This is a genomic window from Paenibacillus sp. JNUCC32 (genome assembly GCF_014863545.1).
Lineage (GTDB): Bacteria > Bacillota > Bacilli > Paenibacillales > Paenibacillaceae > Paenibacillus_AQ > Paenibacillus_AQ lautus_A.
The window spans coordinates 6,302,464-6,320,000 of the sequence record NZ_CP062260.1; the positions used below are offsets into that span (position 1 = coordinate 6,302,464).

The window sequence follows — 17,537 nt, forward strand, 5'->3', positions numbered from 1 at the left end:
GGCTCAGGCTCTATAGTCGCTTTTTCAATTCCTCTGCGGTAAGCATGTAATTATTCATTGAATATCCATGCAGAACGCACCGTGCCTTAGACAGGCAGCATTCAGTACGATTCATCATCTTTAATCAATTCGATCTGCTAGACTATATCCCATTTTTTATTGGATTTTTACTTTTACTCAAGTTTCCCCCTTATCAAATCTACACCTATTAGGAGGCAATGTTTATGCATTCCATTGACATACACGACGCCGTCAGACGTCTCAATCCGCAGCAGCGCCAAGCCGTTGAAGCAACCGACGGACCGCTGCTCATTATGGCCGGAGCCGGTTCCGGCAAGACGCGGGTGCTGACGCACCGGATCGCGTACCTGATCGCCACGCGCAAAGCCGCACCATGGAGCATCCTGGCGATTACGTTTACGAATAAGGCAGCACGCGAGATGCAGGAGCGGGTATCCAAGCTGGTCGGCCGGGAAGGCCAGGACATCTGGGTATCGACGTTCCACTCCATGTGCGTACGGATTTTGCGCAAAGACATTGAGCGGATCGGCTTTACTTCGAACTTCAGTATTTTGGATTCGACAGACCAGCTGTCCGTTATTCGGAACGTGATGAAGCATCACAACATCGATCCGAAGAAATTCGAGCCGAAGGCGATCCAAGCAGCCATGAGCGCGGCCAAGAATGAGCTGATCTCCCCGCAGCAGTATGAACAGAAAGCCGGGGACTATTTTGAAACCCTCGTTGCCAAGGTCTACACCGAATACCAGAAACGCTTGAAGAGCAACAATTCGCTTGACTTCGACGACCTGATCATGACCACGATCCAGCTGTTTAAGGAAGTGCCGGAGGTTCTCGACTTCTACCAGCGCAAATTCCAGTACATCCACGTGGATGAATACCAGGATACCAACCGGGCGCAGTACATGCTCTGCCGCATGCTGGCGGACAGCCATCACCGCATCTGCGTTGTCGGGGACAGCGACCAGTCGATCTATCGCTGGCGCGGCGCGGATATCACGAACATCCTGAATTTTGAGCAGGATTACCCGGAGGCTCGCACGATTCTGCTGGAGCAGAATTACCGTTCGACAGCGAACATTTTGAACGCTGCCAACAATGTTATTGGCCTGAACACGGGCCGCAAGCCGAAGAATCTGTGGACCGAGCAAGGCGAAGGACCGAAGATCAAAGTGTTCCGCGGGGATACGGAGCATGATGAAGGGTATTTTGTCACCTCGGAAATAAGCAAGAACATCAAGGACGGCAAGAGCTATCAGGACCACGCGATTCTGTATCGGACCAACGCGCAGTCCCGGGTGATCGAGGAAATTCTGATCAAGTCGGATATTCCGTACCAGATCGTCGGCGGCATCAAGTTCTATGATCGCAAAGAGATCAAGGACATGCTTGCTTATCTGCGCCTGATTTCCAACCCGGACGACGATATCAGCTTGACGCGGATCATTAACGTGCCCAAAAGAAGCATTGGCGACACAACCGTCGCGAAGCTGGCTGCAGCTGCCGGAGAGCGGGGCATCTCGATCTTCCGCGTGCTTGAAATCGTGGACGACCTCGGTTTTGCCGGACGGACGCGCAATGCGCTGGTTGGCTTCTACGACATGATTGCCGCGCTCAGCCGGATGGTCGAGTTTCTGTCGGTGACAGAGCTTACGGAAAAAATTCTCGAGATGTCCGAGTACCGCCTCGAGCTCCAGAACGAGAATACGATCGAATCCAGATCACGCCTCGAGAACATCGACGAGTTCCTGTCGGTTACGCAAGAGTTCGAGAAGAACAACGAGGATAAGTCGCTCGTCTCCTTCCTCACGGATCTTGCGCTGATCGCGGACATCGATTCGATGAACGATGACGAGGAAGATCGCGACGATGCTGTCGTGCTCATGACCATGCACAGCGCCAAAGGCCTGGAGTTCCCGGTGGTATTCATCATCGGCATGGAGGAAGGGGTATTCCCGCACAGCCGTGCCTTTATGGATAACGAGGAGCTGGAAGAAGAACGCCGACTTGCTTATGTGGGCATCACGCGCGCCGAGAAGCAGTTGTTCTTATCCTGTGCGCGCATGCGTACCTTATTTGGCCGCACGACGGCGAACATGCCATCGCGATTCCTGGAGGAAATCCCGGAAGAGCTGAAGGAAGACACCCAGATGGCGCATGACCGCTACCGCCGAGGCGGCGGAAGCAATGTGGGCGGATCCTATGCGGGACGCGGCTTCGGCGGCGGTGGAGGCAGCAACTTTGGCGGCAGCCGCAGCGTAGACCTCTCCCTCAGCGGATCGACGGCTTCCGCGCAAGCCGCGCCGAAGAGCCGGGTGACGATGACAACCGGTGGGTCATCCCGTCCAGCGGCTGCCTCGGGCAGCGGCGATTTTAAGGCCGGCGACAAAGTCGCCCATGGCAAATGGGGGACCGGTACGATCGTAGCGGTGAAGGGCAGCGGCAATGACATGGAATTGCAGATTGCATTCCCGGCGCCTGTGGGCGTGAAACGCCTGCTTGCCGGCTTTGCGCCGATTACGAAGGTGGAATAAGGGATAGAACTAGGTAAATATGATCTAAAGCAACGTAACCCATGATGGCCTTATTATATTGAAGGAGGATTGCCCCTGCATGGATTTCAAGGAAAAGATGGAGAAGCTCATTGCGGAGCTGAACAATTACAATTACCATTACTACACGCTGGATCAGCCGCTTGTAAGCGACAAGGAGTATGACGCCCTGTACGACCAGCTGGTAGCGTTGGAGGCAGAGACCGGAGTGACGCTCCCGGATTCTCCGACCCAGCGGGTGGGCGGGGAGATTCTGAAAGGTTTTGCCCCGCACCGCCATTTGGCTCCGTTATGGAGTCTCGATAAAGCCCAGAACATCGAGCAGCTCCGTACCTGGCATGATCGCGTGGTCAGGCTGGTCAATGACTATAATACGAAGAATCCCGGCAATCCTCTGCCGAAGCCTTGTTATGCATTGGAGCTGAAGTTTGACGGGCTGACGCTGAATCTGACCTATCAGGACGGCAAGCTGGTTCAAGCATCGACTCGGGGGAACGGAACGGTAGGCGAAGGCATTTTGGCTCAGGTAAAGACCATCAAGTCGGTGCCAATGACGATCCCGTACGCGGAAGGCACGATCGAAGTGCAGGGCGAGGGCATCATGAACCTGTCCGTGCTGGAACAATACAATCAAACCGCGGCCGAGCCGCTCAAGAACGCGCGCAATGCTGCCGCAGGAGCGCTTCGCAATCTGAATCCGAAGGTGACGGCCGAGCGTAAGCTGAACGCGTACTTCTACAATGTCGGCTACTCGGATGGAATCACCTTTGCCGACCACAAGGAAATGATGGATTTCCTGCGCGAGAATCGGCTCAAGGTCAACCCGTACATCTTCTATTTCGAGCAGTTTGATGATGTGATGGAGCAGCTGGCCGATATCGAAAAACGCCGCTCCGAGCTCGATTACCTCATTGACGGGGCGGTTGTGAAGGTGACCGATTTCCGCATCCGCGATGTGCTCGGATATACCGACAAGTTCCCGCGCTGGGCGGTCGCTTACAAATTTGAAGCGGAAGAAACCACGACCGTGCTGCAGTCGGTTACCTGGAATGTGGGACGGACCGGAAAAATCACGCCACTAGCCCGTGTAGAGCCCGTTGAGCTTGCCGGAGTTACGGTGCAGAATTGTACGCTGAATAATATCGGGGATATTGAGCGCAAGAATCTCAAGTTCGCGCTCGGCTCGCGGGTCTTCATTCGCCGTTCGAATGACGTCATTCCCGAGATCCTCGGCAAAGTAACGGAGGAGCAGGATGGCGAAGAGATCCTGTATCCGGAACAGTGTCCATCCTGCGGATTTCCGCTGGAACAGCGCGGCGCCCACCTCTTCTGCAACAACAAGACGGGATGCAAGCCGCAAATCGTAGCCCGGATCACGCATTTTGCCTCCAGGGACGCCATGGACATTGAGACGTTCAGCGATAAAACCGCGATCCAGTTATATGATGAACTGGGCGTGAGAGAACCGGCTGATCTTTACACGCTATCTTTTGACAGTTTGCTGAAGCTGGAGCGCTTCGGCGAGAAAAAAGCCCAGAATCTGCTGGATGCCATCGAGAAGAGCAAGGAGCGGGATCTTGCATCGTTCCTCTTTGCGCTGGGTATACCGAATACCGGCAAATCCACTACCAAAATGCTGGCAGATCACTACCGTGATCTGAATCGCGTGATGGCGGCGACCGCGGAAGAATTGGTCGAGCTGCCGGACGTGGGCGGCATCGTGGCCGAAAGCATCGCGGGATACTTCGCCGACCCGTTTGCCCAAGCGAGCATCCAGAAGATGCTCTCGCTGGGCGTCCAAGCGAAAGCGCCGGAAGCGCCGAAGCCGGTCAGCACGGATTCCTACTTCAGCGGCAAAACGGTTGTGCTGACAGGCACCCTCCATCTGCTGACCCGCGAAGAGGCAACCGAACGCTTGGAAGCGCTCGGCGCCAAAGTCACCGGCAGCGTGTCCAAGAAAACCGACCTCCTCATTGCAGGCGAAAAAGCCGGCAGCAAGCTGGCCAAAGCCCAGCAGCTCGGCATCGACATCCTGGAGGATGAAGAAGAGTTCGTGCGGTTGCTGAACGAATAACAGCATACCCTGGATATATTTTGCAATATCAGTTGCAACTCCCTAAGAACCGAGGCTATCGATAGCCTCGGTTTTTTCTTTTTCCCGAATTCCTTTCTCCTCCCTTACTTGCGATGTAAGCCATATTTTCCTTGAATCTATGATGTTTTCGATCATTCGTCAAAAGCTCCTAAACATTCGACTGAATTTAACAAAAACATACAGAAAAGGATGAAGGAATCTAATTTTGGATTCTAGAATAATTTACCACGGGTCAGTCTTATGCGGAAAGGAGTGGATACCATCGTAAGGCAGCGCAGATATGCTGATGACATCCCGGACCCTAATTTGAATGGGAATTCTATCTTATGGGAGGGGTAAAGCCTTGAGTAAAAAGTTATGGTCTGCACTACTAAGTTTTGTATTAACGCTATCATTGGTTGCGCCAGCGGCCGGGGCGGCTCCATCCGAACGGCAGATCGAGCTGGGCAATCCGCTCAGTGCCGAAGAAGCTAGGCAGATAAAGGATATGTTGAAACAGCGAGCTAAGCTTGCTGAGTTTCCCGCGCTTGATCAAAGCCTGCAAAGATCGGCCGGGGGTCCTACAAGGGTTATCGTAGAATTGTCTACCGAACCCGTGGCTTTGGCCAAGGGGCTTTCCTCTATTCAGGGTCAATCTTTTAGTTCTTCCGCGGAGGCGAAGGTCGAGGCACAGGTACAATTGGAGCAGCAGACTTTTATACGCAGCCTGAACACGAAGAACATCACGCATGAAATCTCCGATCAATATAGCTACGCATTCAACGGGGTGTCTATGGAGATCGATGGCAGCAAGGTTGAAGCGCTGCTGGATATCCCTGGCGTTCTAGGCGTTTATCCCGATCTGGAGGTAACGGTTGGACCAAAGGGCGAAGTGAATCCATACATGAAAGACACGGGGCCGTTCATCGGTGCTCCGGATGTCTGGGATCTCGGATATACAGGCAAAGGCATTAAAGTTGGCGTTATTGATACAGGTATTGACTACGCTCACCCGGTTTTGAAGGATGCTTATAAGGGCGGATACGACTTCGTTGACAATGATAATGATCCTTATGAGACAACTCCGCTCGATTGGGAGAATGATCCTTCCAAACCCCCACAGGTCGATGACAGGGGAAGCACGTACTGGACCGATCATGGAACGCACGTAGCGGGTACCATCGGAGCCCGCGATGCCGGCGAATATGGAGTCGTGGGCATCGCACCCGAAGCGGATATCTATGCTTACCGCGTTCTTGGGCCGTACGGCAGCGGCTATTCCAGCTGGGTTCTGGGAGGTATTGACCGTTCCGTTCAGGACGGAATGGATGTAATCAACCTCTCCCTGGGCAATTCCCGAAATGATCCGGACTATGTAACGTCCGTAGCACTTAACAATGCTGCACTGGCTGGTGTCACGCCAGTCGTTGCAAGCGGCAATACAGGGCCAAACCGCTGGACGGTGGGATCGCCGGGGGCGGCGGCTTTTCCGATTACGGTAGGAAACTCCACGGGGCCAAGCGACGAAATGGCGGCAACATCGCACTTTTTCACGGACGCGGAATTGCCGGGTGAGCCCATTGAAAACAATGAGGGCACGGTTGAGCTTGGTGAAGGACCAACGCCATCTGTCACGCCTGACGAGCAGGCAGAAGCACAGATCGATGAAGCTGCCCAGGCAGCATCGACCGATGACACGGCGCCTTCCGTTAATCCGGAGCAGGATTCAAACTTAGTTCAATCGGGTGACGGTGCAGCAGAGGAGCCGGCCACTGATCAAGTGCCTGCTGAATCTGCCGAGGATGAAGTAGCCCCTCAGGCTGACGATGCCGCTCCGGTTACCGTAGTAGATGCTACGTATAAGCTTGAATTAATGGCGTGGAATCTCGCCGAGGACCCGGAAGTCGTCCTGGATGGAGATTTCGGACTGATTTATGCGGATCTGGGCAAACCAGAGGATTTCGCTGACAAAGACGTAGCGGGCAAAATCGCATTGATTAAACGCGGCGAACTCGCCTTCGTTGAAAAAATTGCGAATGCTAAGGCAGCAGGCGCGACGGGTGCCATCGTATTCAACCAGAACCCTGGCCCGATCGGCGTCTTGCTCGGAGACAGCTTTGCCTTCATTCCAACCTTTAGTATGAGTAAAGAAGACGGCGATTATATCAAATCGCTGCTCGATGCCAACCCGGATCTGAAAGTGAATTTCACTGATTTTATTAAAAACCGAACGGCAGGCGATGAGATTAATGATTCCAGCTCGAGAGGCCCGGCCAAGAAGACGCTGGATATCAAGCCTGACGTGGTAGCGCCGGGAACGAGCATTTTGTCATCCGTTCCGGCATACGGTAAGGACATTGCAGGTGCGGATTACAGTCAGTCCTATGACCGCTTAACAGGCACTAGTATGGCGTCCCCGCATGTGGCAGGGCTTGCGGCTCTCATCCTGGAGAAGCACAACGACTGGACCCCGTTCGATGTCAAAGTCGCCTTGATGAATAACGCCAAAGTGCTGAATACCGAATCCTACGATGTGACGGATCAAGGAGCCGGACGCGTACAGGCGCTCCAGACCATCCAGGCAGAGGCGCTGGTTAAGGTCTTGGACAAGACTTCGTATCAAGAGAACGGAACAAGTAAAGAGCAGGATAATATTACCGGAAGCATTAACTTTGGTAATTTTACAGGAGCAACCGCACAAACCGTTCAGAAGAAAGTAAAAGTAGAACAGATTGGTGACATTGGCGGACGGTTTGAGGTTGAGGTTACTACAACTCAATCTACCCCTGGAGTAGCTGTTACAGTGGATCAATCTTCCTTTGATCTAAATGGAGAGAAAGAACTGGTTGTAACGCTTCAAGTTCCGGCAGGTGTATCAGGAGTTTCCGAACAGCAAGGCTACATTACTTTTAAAAACGAAACACGCACTTACTCTGTACCATACGTAGCCTACTTCAATCTCGAGATGACCGGCGTCAAATATACGAAGGTCTACAGTGAGAACGAGGACTATCTGCCGCATTTCCCTTTGAACGAACAAGGGGAACTGGACGAACTGAATATAGGTTTTGAATTCTATAATCCTATGGGAATCGTGATCGTAGATTTGTATGACAGCCTTCATCCAGAATCAGGACCAGATCAAGATGGATTGATTGGGCAAATTTTTGGTACGGATGAGTATCTCTTTGAAGCTAATACGGAATATACACACGACTGGGATGGTGAGTACCTCAACTACACATCCGAGGAAATCGAAAAGGTTAAAGACGGCTTGTATTCGGTTGAACTTCTCTCTCTCGGTACTAATGGGAATGTTTATTCGGATTATGCGACAATTCCTTTTTTCGTGAAGAGATCCGCACCTGAGGTCAAAACTGAGCTTGATGTCAAAATCTCCGGCAAGAGCAATCCTGCACTAACGGGCACGATCGATGACCTCTATGTAACGGCAGTTCCGGCAATGTGGGATGAATGGACGATTGATTTTGATGTGAGCGAATGGCTGGATGCCACTTATGTTATTAAAAGAGCCAATAAAACGGTAGCGAAGGAAGGCAGCTTTGATGTCGGGCAGGATGGCGCCTTTGCCATCGCACTGGACGGATTGGCTTCGGGCAACTATACCGTCGAGCTTTCCGTCAAGGATCGCCAAGGTCTTGAAGGTAAAGCGACGGTTAACCTGCAATTGACAGGCGCACCTGGACCTGGCAACCCGGACCCGGGTAATGGCGGAGGAGGCGGTGGCGGCTCGTCCTCCGGCGGCGGTCCCACGGGAACACCGTCCACTCCGGCTCCTGAAGTATCAGGGGATGCCAAAGTAACGACGAAGAAAAATGCGGATGGCACCGAGTCCGCAACGGCAGCTCTGTCTGAAGCAGTGGTTACGGCAGGAATTACTAGTGACGGTAAGGAAGTGAAGCTGGACGTATCGAAGCTGGATTTCAGCAAATACAGCGACGTAGCTCTTACCCTCGGCAAAACGACTGTCGATAAACTAAAAGCATCCGGCAAACCGCTTGTTATTACGGGTAACGGCTTTACCTTGACGGTGCCTGCCGATGCCTTGGATGATTTCACGACGAGCAGCGGATTCAGCTTGACGGTTTCGGTAGCTGCAAGCAAAGCGGGATCCGGGAACACCTTGAACGCTGTATCCTCGATCGTTTCGGTCAAACACGGGGACAAGTTTAAACATCCGCTTTTACTGACATTGAATTATGACCATACAAAAGTGAAGGATACACGCAAGGTAGGTGCCTACGTGCAGTCGGAAAAAGGAGACCTGCAATCCGCAGGATTGCTGCAATCGGCTGAGCGCGGATCGATCACGTTCCGTATCAACGGACCGGGTTCTTATGCAGCTGCCGAGAATAACGTAACCTTTAACGACATCGTCAGCCACTGGGCTAAGGATGAGATTGAAGTTGCTGCCTCGCAGCATATCACGAACGGTACCGGTGCAGGACGGTTCTCGCCGAACAATGCGGTAACCCGTGCCGAATTTGCGACGCTGCTTGATCGTATTTTCGAGACAGGCATCGATTGGGAAACACGCAGCAAAGAGGCGGGGGCGAAGCATCCGCTGACCCGTGAGGAAATGGTAGTCATGATCGCGGAAGCGTTGAAGCTGGATTCCGAAACGGCATCCTTGTCATTTAGCGATACGAATCTGATTTCGGAGGATGCACGTGCGGCCGTGGCCTTTGCCGTAAACGAAGGTTTGGTGAAGGGAGTGAGCGGCAACCGCTTCGCACCGGGCGAGACTTCCACTCGGGCTCAGGTATCCGTGATTGTGTACCGTTTACTGGATTATCTGAATAAAATCTAATCAAGGATAGGCAGAGACAGAGCTTTAACGATGGAGGACTCGGCTGTTAGCAGCCGAGTCCTTTTTATTTTCTTGACAGCGTTCTGCATGAACGTTTGTAATATAAAGGAAATGGATGAGCAACCGGGAGGCGAACAAAGATAAAAACCCAAAAAGCCGTCATTTATTTTACCATAGTAATCGTACCTTTATTCATCATCTTCACCGTGTTAGGAAGTATTGCCGAAGGAACGGAAGGCGGTGCGATCCAGCGAATCGTCGAATGGTTAACGACCTATATTTTTCCATGGATCTTCTTGTATTGGTTTATTAAGCTGGTCCGCAAGGTGAAGTAAACAAGGCCGTATGAAAGCTCAAGAAAGACTCGGGTGTTTACCCGAGTCTTTTTCGTTTTCGCCAAAGATCCCTCATACGGGGGATGTATATCTACCCAGTCAAAAGCTACTATTTTATATGGGTATGCATTCCTATTTCACTAGTTTGTATGTTTAAAAAACGAAAAAAGGAGGATAAGAGCCATTAAGCGCAGTGTATCACAAACATTCATTGTGATGGCCATGATCTTGCCACTTCTGTTAGGTAGCCTGGCCATCCCGGTGAAAGACCGGGCTTTTGCATTACAGGTACAGGCCGAGACGCTCGGTAACATCAATTATGATCCACGTGGATTTGCTTCAGTTTCTCCTTTCTATAGCAACGGGAGCACCATCGGGGTTTTGGACGACTTTGGTAAAGTCCCTCCGGACGCACGGTGGGTCACGTTCATACCGTTCAGTTTAAACGGGCTGGAGCTTTATTACAGCCGGGACGGAATTACAACCGAGAAGAAAGTGATTAACTATGGTGATTGGAGCGATATTCCAGACGATGTGAAGTGGCTGACATTTAGCAACTTTGATGGCGGGTTCGGCGAGAATCAGCCCATCTATAATCAGCAATACACGTATAGTATTGACGGCGTCAATGTTTTGAGCGGCCCGGAGGTGCCGGCCAACGCGCTGTGGGCAACGCTAAGCTATTATACGACGACCTGGGCTGGTGAAAGCAGATCGTTGAACTACAGCCGTTCCCGGGCAAGCTACGCGCTAAATGTGGACCCGATCCGCAGCATTTCGATTCAGTCCCATGGGGCAGATCGGAGTTATGCAAGGGCAGGCGATACGGTTACGTTATCCTTTTCATCGCTTCGAGCGCTCCAATCCCCAAGTGTCACACTGGCTGGACAGCAAATGCAAGCAATCGCTATACCGAACGCGGTCGGAAACGAATGGAGGGCCTTTGTGACGCTGGATGCTAGCCATCCGGAAGGGGAGATCCATTTCAGCATTGCATACCAAGACGAAGGGATTCCTATGACCGTATCGGCGACCACGGATGGAAGCTCCGTATTTTTCGACAATAGCCCGCCATTGGTATCTCTGTCGCAATCTACGTCAGAATGGACACAGGGCAACGTCATTGTTACCGGACATACATATGATACGGGGAGCGGGGTCCAGATTAAGAAATGGGCGGAAGGCCGCCAAAAGGCATCCTTTTTCCATAATAACGGCGATCTGCCGCTAGGCGGCATGGTATTCACCGCGTTCAATAACGGATGGTATAGCTGGTATGCAAAGGATCGTGCAGGGAATGAAACGGTGCAGTTCATTGAAATCGGGAACATTGATCGAGTCTCACCTTCGCTTACCCTGACGTCATCACCGACGGAATGGACTTCCGGGTCTGTCCAAATTACCGCATCAACCGTAGATGATCTCAGTGGCGTAAAGCTCACGAGGTGGGCTGAAGGCAACCAACCGCTGGCATTTTTCAAGAATGGCGGTGGAACCATGTTCAGCGATTCTTTTACAGTGACGGATAACGCGATCTACACCGTTTATGCAGAAGATCAAGCGGGGAATGCGGTAACAGAGCAGATCACGATTCACAATCTGGACGACATCCCCCCTGCGATTTCGTTGACGTCATCCACGACAGAGCCGACGCAGACGGATATCGCTATTACTGTAGACGCCTCCGATCAGGAAAGCGGCATCGAGATCGTCAAATGGGCAGCGGGCAAGAAGCCGGCCTCCTATTTTGCGACAGAGGGGAACACCTTGCAAGGGACAGGCTTTACGGTTTCAGAGAACGGTCTATACACAGTCTATGCCAAGGACAAGGCCGGGAACGAACAGATCGAGACCATAGAAATCACCAATATTTATAAAAGCGGCCCAAACCTCCGGCTGTCACTCAACAACCCCGATTGGGCGAACAGCCCCGTTCGAATACAACTCGATGTAACGGACAACGGTAGCGGGATCGCGGTGCAGAAATGGGCTGCCGGACATCATGATTCCGATTATTTCAAGAATGAAGGCACTCCGTTTACCGGTAGCAGCTTTACCGTTGACAGCAATGGAATGTATACCGTTTATATCAAAGACAATGCTGGTTACGAGGCCGTGGCCGTCATTGAGGTTACCCGAATGGATAACGAAAGACCGATAATATCGGAGCCCAAGCTAACGCCCGGTACGTGGACGAGTCAGGATGTCGAAGTGTGGGTATCCGGCATGGACAACTCCGGCGTGATCTCACTTATGAAATGGAGCGCCGGTGTGCAGGACGATGTTTACTTCGAGCAAGGAAGGGGCACCGTGTTCCAGGATGTATTTATGGTGGATGCGAACGGAGAATACACGGTATATGCGAAAGACGCTGCCGGTAACGGGAATGTTAGATCCTTCCATGTAAGCAACATCGATAGGGAAGAACCGATCATCCACCTGCAGCCTTCTATCAAGGATCCGACTAACCAGAACGTGGCCGTGACGGCTGATGTTTACGGTACGTTAAGTCCGATTATGTCTACGAAGTGGGCGCCGGGGATCCAGCCGTTGTCCTATTTTGAAGCGGAAGGGAACGACTTTAACGGAACCTTCGAAGCGGAGTTGAATGGATGGTATACCGTATACGCCGAGAGTGCTGCGGGCAACAAAACAATTGAGACCATTGAAGTCATGAACATTTTTAAAGAGGTGCCAGTCATTCAGGTTGCGGTGTCACCGTCTGTTCCGACGCAAACCGACGTCACGGTGACCGCCTCGGTCTATGCTCCGAATCCATTGGTTGAGAGTAAGCTTGCCTTCGGGCAACAGGATGCTTCCTATTTCGCACACGGTGGTGGTGAGCCTTGGAGTGATAGGCTGGAGGTCCATGACAATGGCTGGATTACTTATTATGTCCGGGATCATGCAGGCAATGAGTCGGTGAAACTGGTGGAAATCACGAATATCGATCGTAAAAAGCCAGTAATTACCCTGCTTGGCGATTCTCGAATCTCATTGGTGCAAGGTTCTGACTATACGGATCCGGGGGCCATGGCCTATGACAATCTAGACGGAGATCTAACGGATCGCATCGAGGTTGAAGGTAAAGTCGATACTTCCAGATTGGGACAATACACGCTCCGTTATTCGGTAGCCGATCGTGCCGGCAATGAGGCGGAAGAGGTTGTTCGAACGGTTAACGTTACGCCTCGGCCAGGTGGTGGAGATACAGGACCGACTGATCCTACACCGGGAAGTGGCGGGAGCGAGCCGAATCCTGCTCCAGTAGATAAGGGGGATAAGAACGAAGGACTTCCAGGATCGATTTCAACCCCAACGCCAACCCCAACCCCAACCCCAACAACACCAGCTCCAGGAAATGGCGGCGGTTCGTCCGCTGCACAGCCGCCCCCTAGCAAACAGACTCCTGCCCTTACCGACATTACCGGACACTGGGCCGAGTCTGACATCCAGGCGCTATATGATCTGAAGCTGGTAAAAGGTTATCCTGACGGAAGCTACAAACCAGACCGTCCGGTGACCCGGGCCGAATTTGTCGCGCTGCTGATACGGAGCCTGGGATTAAAGGGGCAATACAGCGCTGGATTCCAGGATATTAAAAATCACTGGGCTGGTGACGCGATTCGTACTGCTCTGGCCCATGGAATTATTGGTGGGTACAGCAGCCGAGCTTTTGGCCCCGATGATCCGATCACACGTGAGCAAATGGCTGTCATGCTGGCCAACTCGAGCCAGCTTGTGAGTCTTTCCTCCAGTGTTTCCGGTACAAACTTAACTTCCTTCAAAGACCAAGGCTCCATATCCGCCTGGGCAAAGCAACAGGTATCCGACGTGGTTGAGAACGAGTTGATGAACGGGTACCCCGGAGGAAGCTTCTTGCCTCGAGGATTGGCAACACGTGCAGAGATAGCAGCGGTTATACATCGTTTTATAAATGTAATTGAACAGAGCATATAAACGAAAAAGCTTACTTAAGGTCTCTTCCTTAAGTAAGCTTTTTTAGATCTATTATAAGAGCATTCTCATGCTTCCCAAGCATACTGATCGTGGAACAGAAGGGTAGAGGCGATGGAATTGCAGCTTTTAGCTGGCGCTTAGTTCCTTCTGGAGACAGGGACTACTCAGGAAAGGGATGGTCCTCGTGAAGCAAACCGAGCGTATTAGCGATGGCAGCGGCTTTTCCTCTTCGGTCAACCTTCAGTTTTTCGAAGATTTTCTTGATGTGGGTCTTTACTGTCTCATTGGTGATGGTAAGTGCCGCAGCGATTTCTTTATTCGAGAGCCCCTTCGAGATCAGGCGAAGCACTTCCTTCTCCCGTCCTGTTAAATCATGCACTCCTCCCGCACGCTTTTTTGCCGATTGGAGGCCATGTTCGGAAAGCGGCAGCTCGGTATGGGAGCGGACTTTCGCATGAATGGCAAATAGAGCTTGGGAGGCAATGGTGCTCAACACATGAAAACGATCGGGGGCAAACGCTTTTGTGCTCATCTCATTTTGCAGAAACAATACTCCTAGCAATTGATCCTGAATAACGATAGGAAAATAAAGCACGGAACCTTCTGTCGAATGAGCGGAAGAAGTTGAGTTCAGCTCAACCATCCCTGGTGTGGCAGTCGGCCCGTGAAGGGCAGCTTGGGATTCCGCAGTCTGAATAAGCAAACGCCGGCTGACTCCATGGGCATCCTCCAGGAGAGTTCGCTGAGAAGAAGCCGTCAATCGCCTGCCGTCCATCTTTGCCGCAGCTTCTACATACCATTTGCCGTCCTGCAACATTAGCATCAGACCGCGATGGGCGCCGGCGTTCATGACCAGGAGCTGCATGAAACGTTCAGCTACTCGCTCCGTTGCGATCTCCGAGTTAAAAATATGTGATGCCTGCATGATGGCGGCCAAATCCAACACTTGCGGATAGTTGACGATATGGCCCGAAAGCGACATGGAGGGGACGGTTTCCTGGAAGGACTTATCCCCCTCGTCCTTATCAGTGAATGCTTCATGCTGCTGAAATGAATTGGAAGCGGAAGGATTTTGCCTGGTTTCATACCTGCAGCGCTTGGCATCCGGATCTGATTCAGCAGCTAATCGATGTCGGGCTATTTTCTCAGCAATGCTCCGCATGTCGAGGTAGCGGTCATCGGGGTCTTTTTCCAGCATGTTCAGGATAAGCTCTGATATCCATTGAGGTAGACGAATATCATGGAAGGGCTCAGGCCTTATGGTAAGATGGGCGTGAGCCCAAGGAAGTGCACCGTTCGCGGTGAAGGGAAGTCTATGAGCGAATAGCTCGTAGAATGTCACGCCAAGTGAGTAGATATCGGCTCTGCCATCCAGTCGATGGCTCATTCTCCCGGTTTGTTCCGGGGACATATAGATAGGATTGGCTTCCAGACTGCCATGCCCCTGTAAATTCAATTGATCCCGGCGAACGGCGTATCCGAAGCCTGTTAAATAAACGTCCTGGGTGCTTTCCTGAACAAGAAGGGTATCTGGCCTGATGTTCAAATGCAGAACGTCGTGGGTATGCAGATCCTGCAGCCTGCGGGCAGCGCGCTCAAGCATAGGGATTAATACCGAGGGTGAGGAGCCGTGGATTCGTACATATTCCCTTAAGGTTATAGCGTGAATGGGTTCGAACTCCAACACGATCATTGTCTTGAACGATAAGTAGGATACAGGCTTGAACAGCCCGTCCACATTCAAATCATTGAGGAAATGATATTCGTGGATGAGCTTCGCATTCTCGATCGTTGTACGGCTACCTTCTTTTACAATTTTCAGGAGCATCGTTCTCCGGGTTCGCTCGGAACGGGCATACGCCACCGTAATATATGAATCCTCATAGACGATGCCGGTGATCGTATATCCTGGGATTTTCAACATATCGCACATTCCTTTGGTCTAGCCTGTTCGTATGCTCGTATCTGGCATGGTCGTACTATGGCTTGTATTTTGTTTAGTATATCACGTCTATAGACTGGGATTATCAAAGGAATGAAAGGTTAGCGATACAGACGCAGATATCCGTTTTATGTAAATGTAAAAGACAGACGCCCAGTCGATCCGTACGGAGCGGATGATTTGGGGGTCTGTCTTATGAGGGCCAAAACTATGTTTAAAGCATACAAACAACCTGATCCGTTACAGAGACCTGGCGGAGACGGTTATTCCCTTGACCACTGATCCAGCTTGTCATCACCCGGAAGAAGCAGGGCGAGCAGACCTAGCAGCGGCAAGAAGCCGATGGCGATCATCACATTGCCGATTCCCCAAGCATCCCCGAGATTACCGAGCACAAGCGAACCGACCCCGCCCATGCCAAAAGCAAACCCGGTGATCAGCCCGGATACCGTACCGATATTGCCAGGGTGCAGCATTTGGGCATACACAACAGTGACCGAGAAACTGGACAATAGAACAAACCCGCCGATCAGCAGCAACACAGCCGCCCAGAACGGGGAGGCGAACGGGAGAATCAACGCAATGGGCGCAGTGCCGATCATGGAGAGCATGATCATGTTGCGACGGCCAAAGCGGTCCGCAAGCGGACCGCCAAAGAAGGTGCCCACAGCTCCCGATGCAAGAAACAGAAAAATATAGATCTGAGCATTATCAATCGTGATTTTGTATGCATCCATGAGGTAGAAGGCATAATAGCTGCTAATGGCTGCGCCGTACCAGGAGCGGATAAACACGAGAATGACGAGAACCAGCGTGGCATTGCGTACGCTTTTGCGGCGGGCGGGATCAAGCATGCGTCCGGCAGCTTTCTTTTTAAACGTGTAACCGGCTTTCAGCATGCCGTGGTACCAATGGGCAACATAGGATTGCACGATGATACCAGCTGCGGCAACGAAGGTGAAGCCAATCGCGCCAAACTGTCCGAACGGTACGAAAATGTATCGTGTCAGAAGCGGAGCAAGTGACTGCCCGGCATTGCCCCCTACTTGAAAGATCGATTGGGACAACCCTTTTCGCATGCCTGCAGCCATATGAGCGACCCGCATTCCCTCCGGATGAAAGGTAGCGGAGCCTAATCCGATCAGAACGACAGCGAACAGAACCAGGATATATGTATGTGCATATGCAAGAATGAATACGCCTGCAAAGGTGAAACACATCCCGATCGGAAGCAAAATCGGTGTCGGCCTTCGATCCGCGGCGTACCCGATGACCGGCTGAATGATGGATGAAGTAAAATTAATGGCAAAGGAGATCCAACCGATCTGCGTAAAGGTAAGCAGTAGATTATCTTTTAATATGGGAAAGATAGCGGGGATCACGGACTGAATCGAATCATTAAACAAATGAACGAAACTGATGGCGATTAGAATTTTATATACTGTAGCCTGATTTGCCTCTCCATGCGCAGGACTTGGAGTATCTTTGGGCTTTTGGAGAGCGATGCTTTTGTCTGCCATGCGGCGAACTCCTTTCTTATTAGATGTAGTCGGTCTGTGAAAAAGCGATGAACTAACCTTAAAACCTTTTGTATAGGAAATCAATTACATTTCGAGATGATACTTAAATCAAAATGAGCTCCATGATTAAGCAGATTTATACGGGCGAGGTAGACAGACTCGAATGAATATTGATCTCCAACAGGCATTAATCATGTCATCAACGATGTTATGCGAAACTTTACATATTTTCTTTTAAAAATGCTTGCTATATCTTTTGGGTCGTGGTATATTACTAACTGTCGCTTTTGACGAAAGCTTTT

Annotated in this window: 6 protein-coding genes; 4 read left to right on the top strand and 2 right to left on the bottom strand. The window is 51.4% G+C overall.

Going from position 1 to position 17,537, the window contains the following annotated elements; translation table 11 throughout:
* Nucleotides 1-224: 224 nt before the first annotated feature.
* The 4 genes from pcrA to JNUCC32_RS27810 all read left to right on the top strand — a co-directional run bounded on the left by pcrA (nt 225) and on the right by JNUCC32_RS27810 (nt 13,773).
* Nucleotides 225-2,555, top strand: coding sequence for a DNA helicase PcrA (gene pcrA, locus JNUCC32_RS27795; RefSeq protein ID WP_192570464.1), 2,331 nt, complete (start codon nt 225-227; stop codon nt 2,553-2,555).
* A gap of 79 nt (nt 2,556-2,634) precedes the next feature.
* Entirely contained in the window at nt 2,635-4,647 is a 2,013-nt protein-coding gene (gene ligA / locus JNUCC32_RS27800; RefSeq protein ID WP_192570465.1) for an NAD-dependent DNA ligase LigA, read from the top strand.
* 364 nt (nt 4,648-5,011) lie between these two features.
* The gene (locus JNUCC32_RS27805; protein ID WP_192570466.1) at nt 5,012-9,478 is read left to right on the top strand and encodes a S8 family serine peptidase; all 4,467 of its coding nucleotides are present in this window, start codon (nt 5,012-5,014) and stop codon (nt 9,476-9,478) included.
* A gap of 563 nt (nt 9,479-10,041) precedes the next feature.
* Nucleotides 10,042-13,773, top strand: coding sequence for an S-layer homology domain-containing protein (locus tag JNUCC32_RS27810; RefSeq protein WP_192570467.1), 3,732 nt, complete (start codon nt 10,042-10,044; stop codon nt 13,771-13,773).
* 160 nt (nt 13,774-13,933) lie between these two features.
* Here JNUCC32_RS27810 and JNUCC32_RS31800 read toward each other — a convergent pair whose 3' ends face one another.
* Both JNUCC32_RS31800 and JNUCC32_RS27820 read right to left on the bottom strand, forming a co-directional pair.
* Nucleotides 13,934-15,697: a protein kinase domain-containing protein gene (locus JNUCC32_RS31800; protein ID WP_192570468.1), complete on the bottom strand. Its 1,764-nt coding sequence runs from the start codon at nt 15,695-15,697 to the stop codon at nt 13,934-13,936.
* A gap of 281 nt (nt 15,698-15,978) precedes the next feature.
* Nucleotides 15,979-17,235 carry an MFS transporter gene (locus JNUCC32_RS27820; RefSeq protein WP_009591294.1) on the bottom strand — a complete coding sequence of 419 codons (1,257 nt, stop codon included), beginning with the start codon at nt 17,233-17,235 and terminating at the stop codon, nt 15,979-15,981.
* Nucleotides 17,236-17,537 lie beyond the last annotated feature (302 nt).

Bases quoted from the DNA above. Each gene is read 5' to 3' on its own strand.
- pcrA (WP_192570464.1), top strand. From the start codon at position 225: ATGCATTCCATTGACATACACGACGCCGTCAGACGTCTCAATCCGCAG.
- ligA (WP_192570465.1), top strand. From the start codon at position 2,635: ATGGATTTCAAGGAAAAGATGGAGAAGCTCATTGCGGAGCTGAACAAT.
- JNUCC32_RS31800 (WP_192570468.1), bottom strand. From the start codon at position 15,697: ATGTTGAAAATCCCAGGATATACGATCACCGGCATCGTCTATGAGGAT.
- JNUCC32_RS27820 (WP_009591294.1), bottom strand. From the start codon at position 17,235: ATGGCAGACAAAAGCATCGCTCTCCAAAAGCCCAAAGATACTCCAAGT.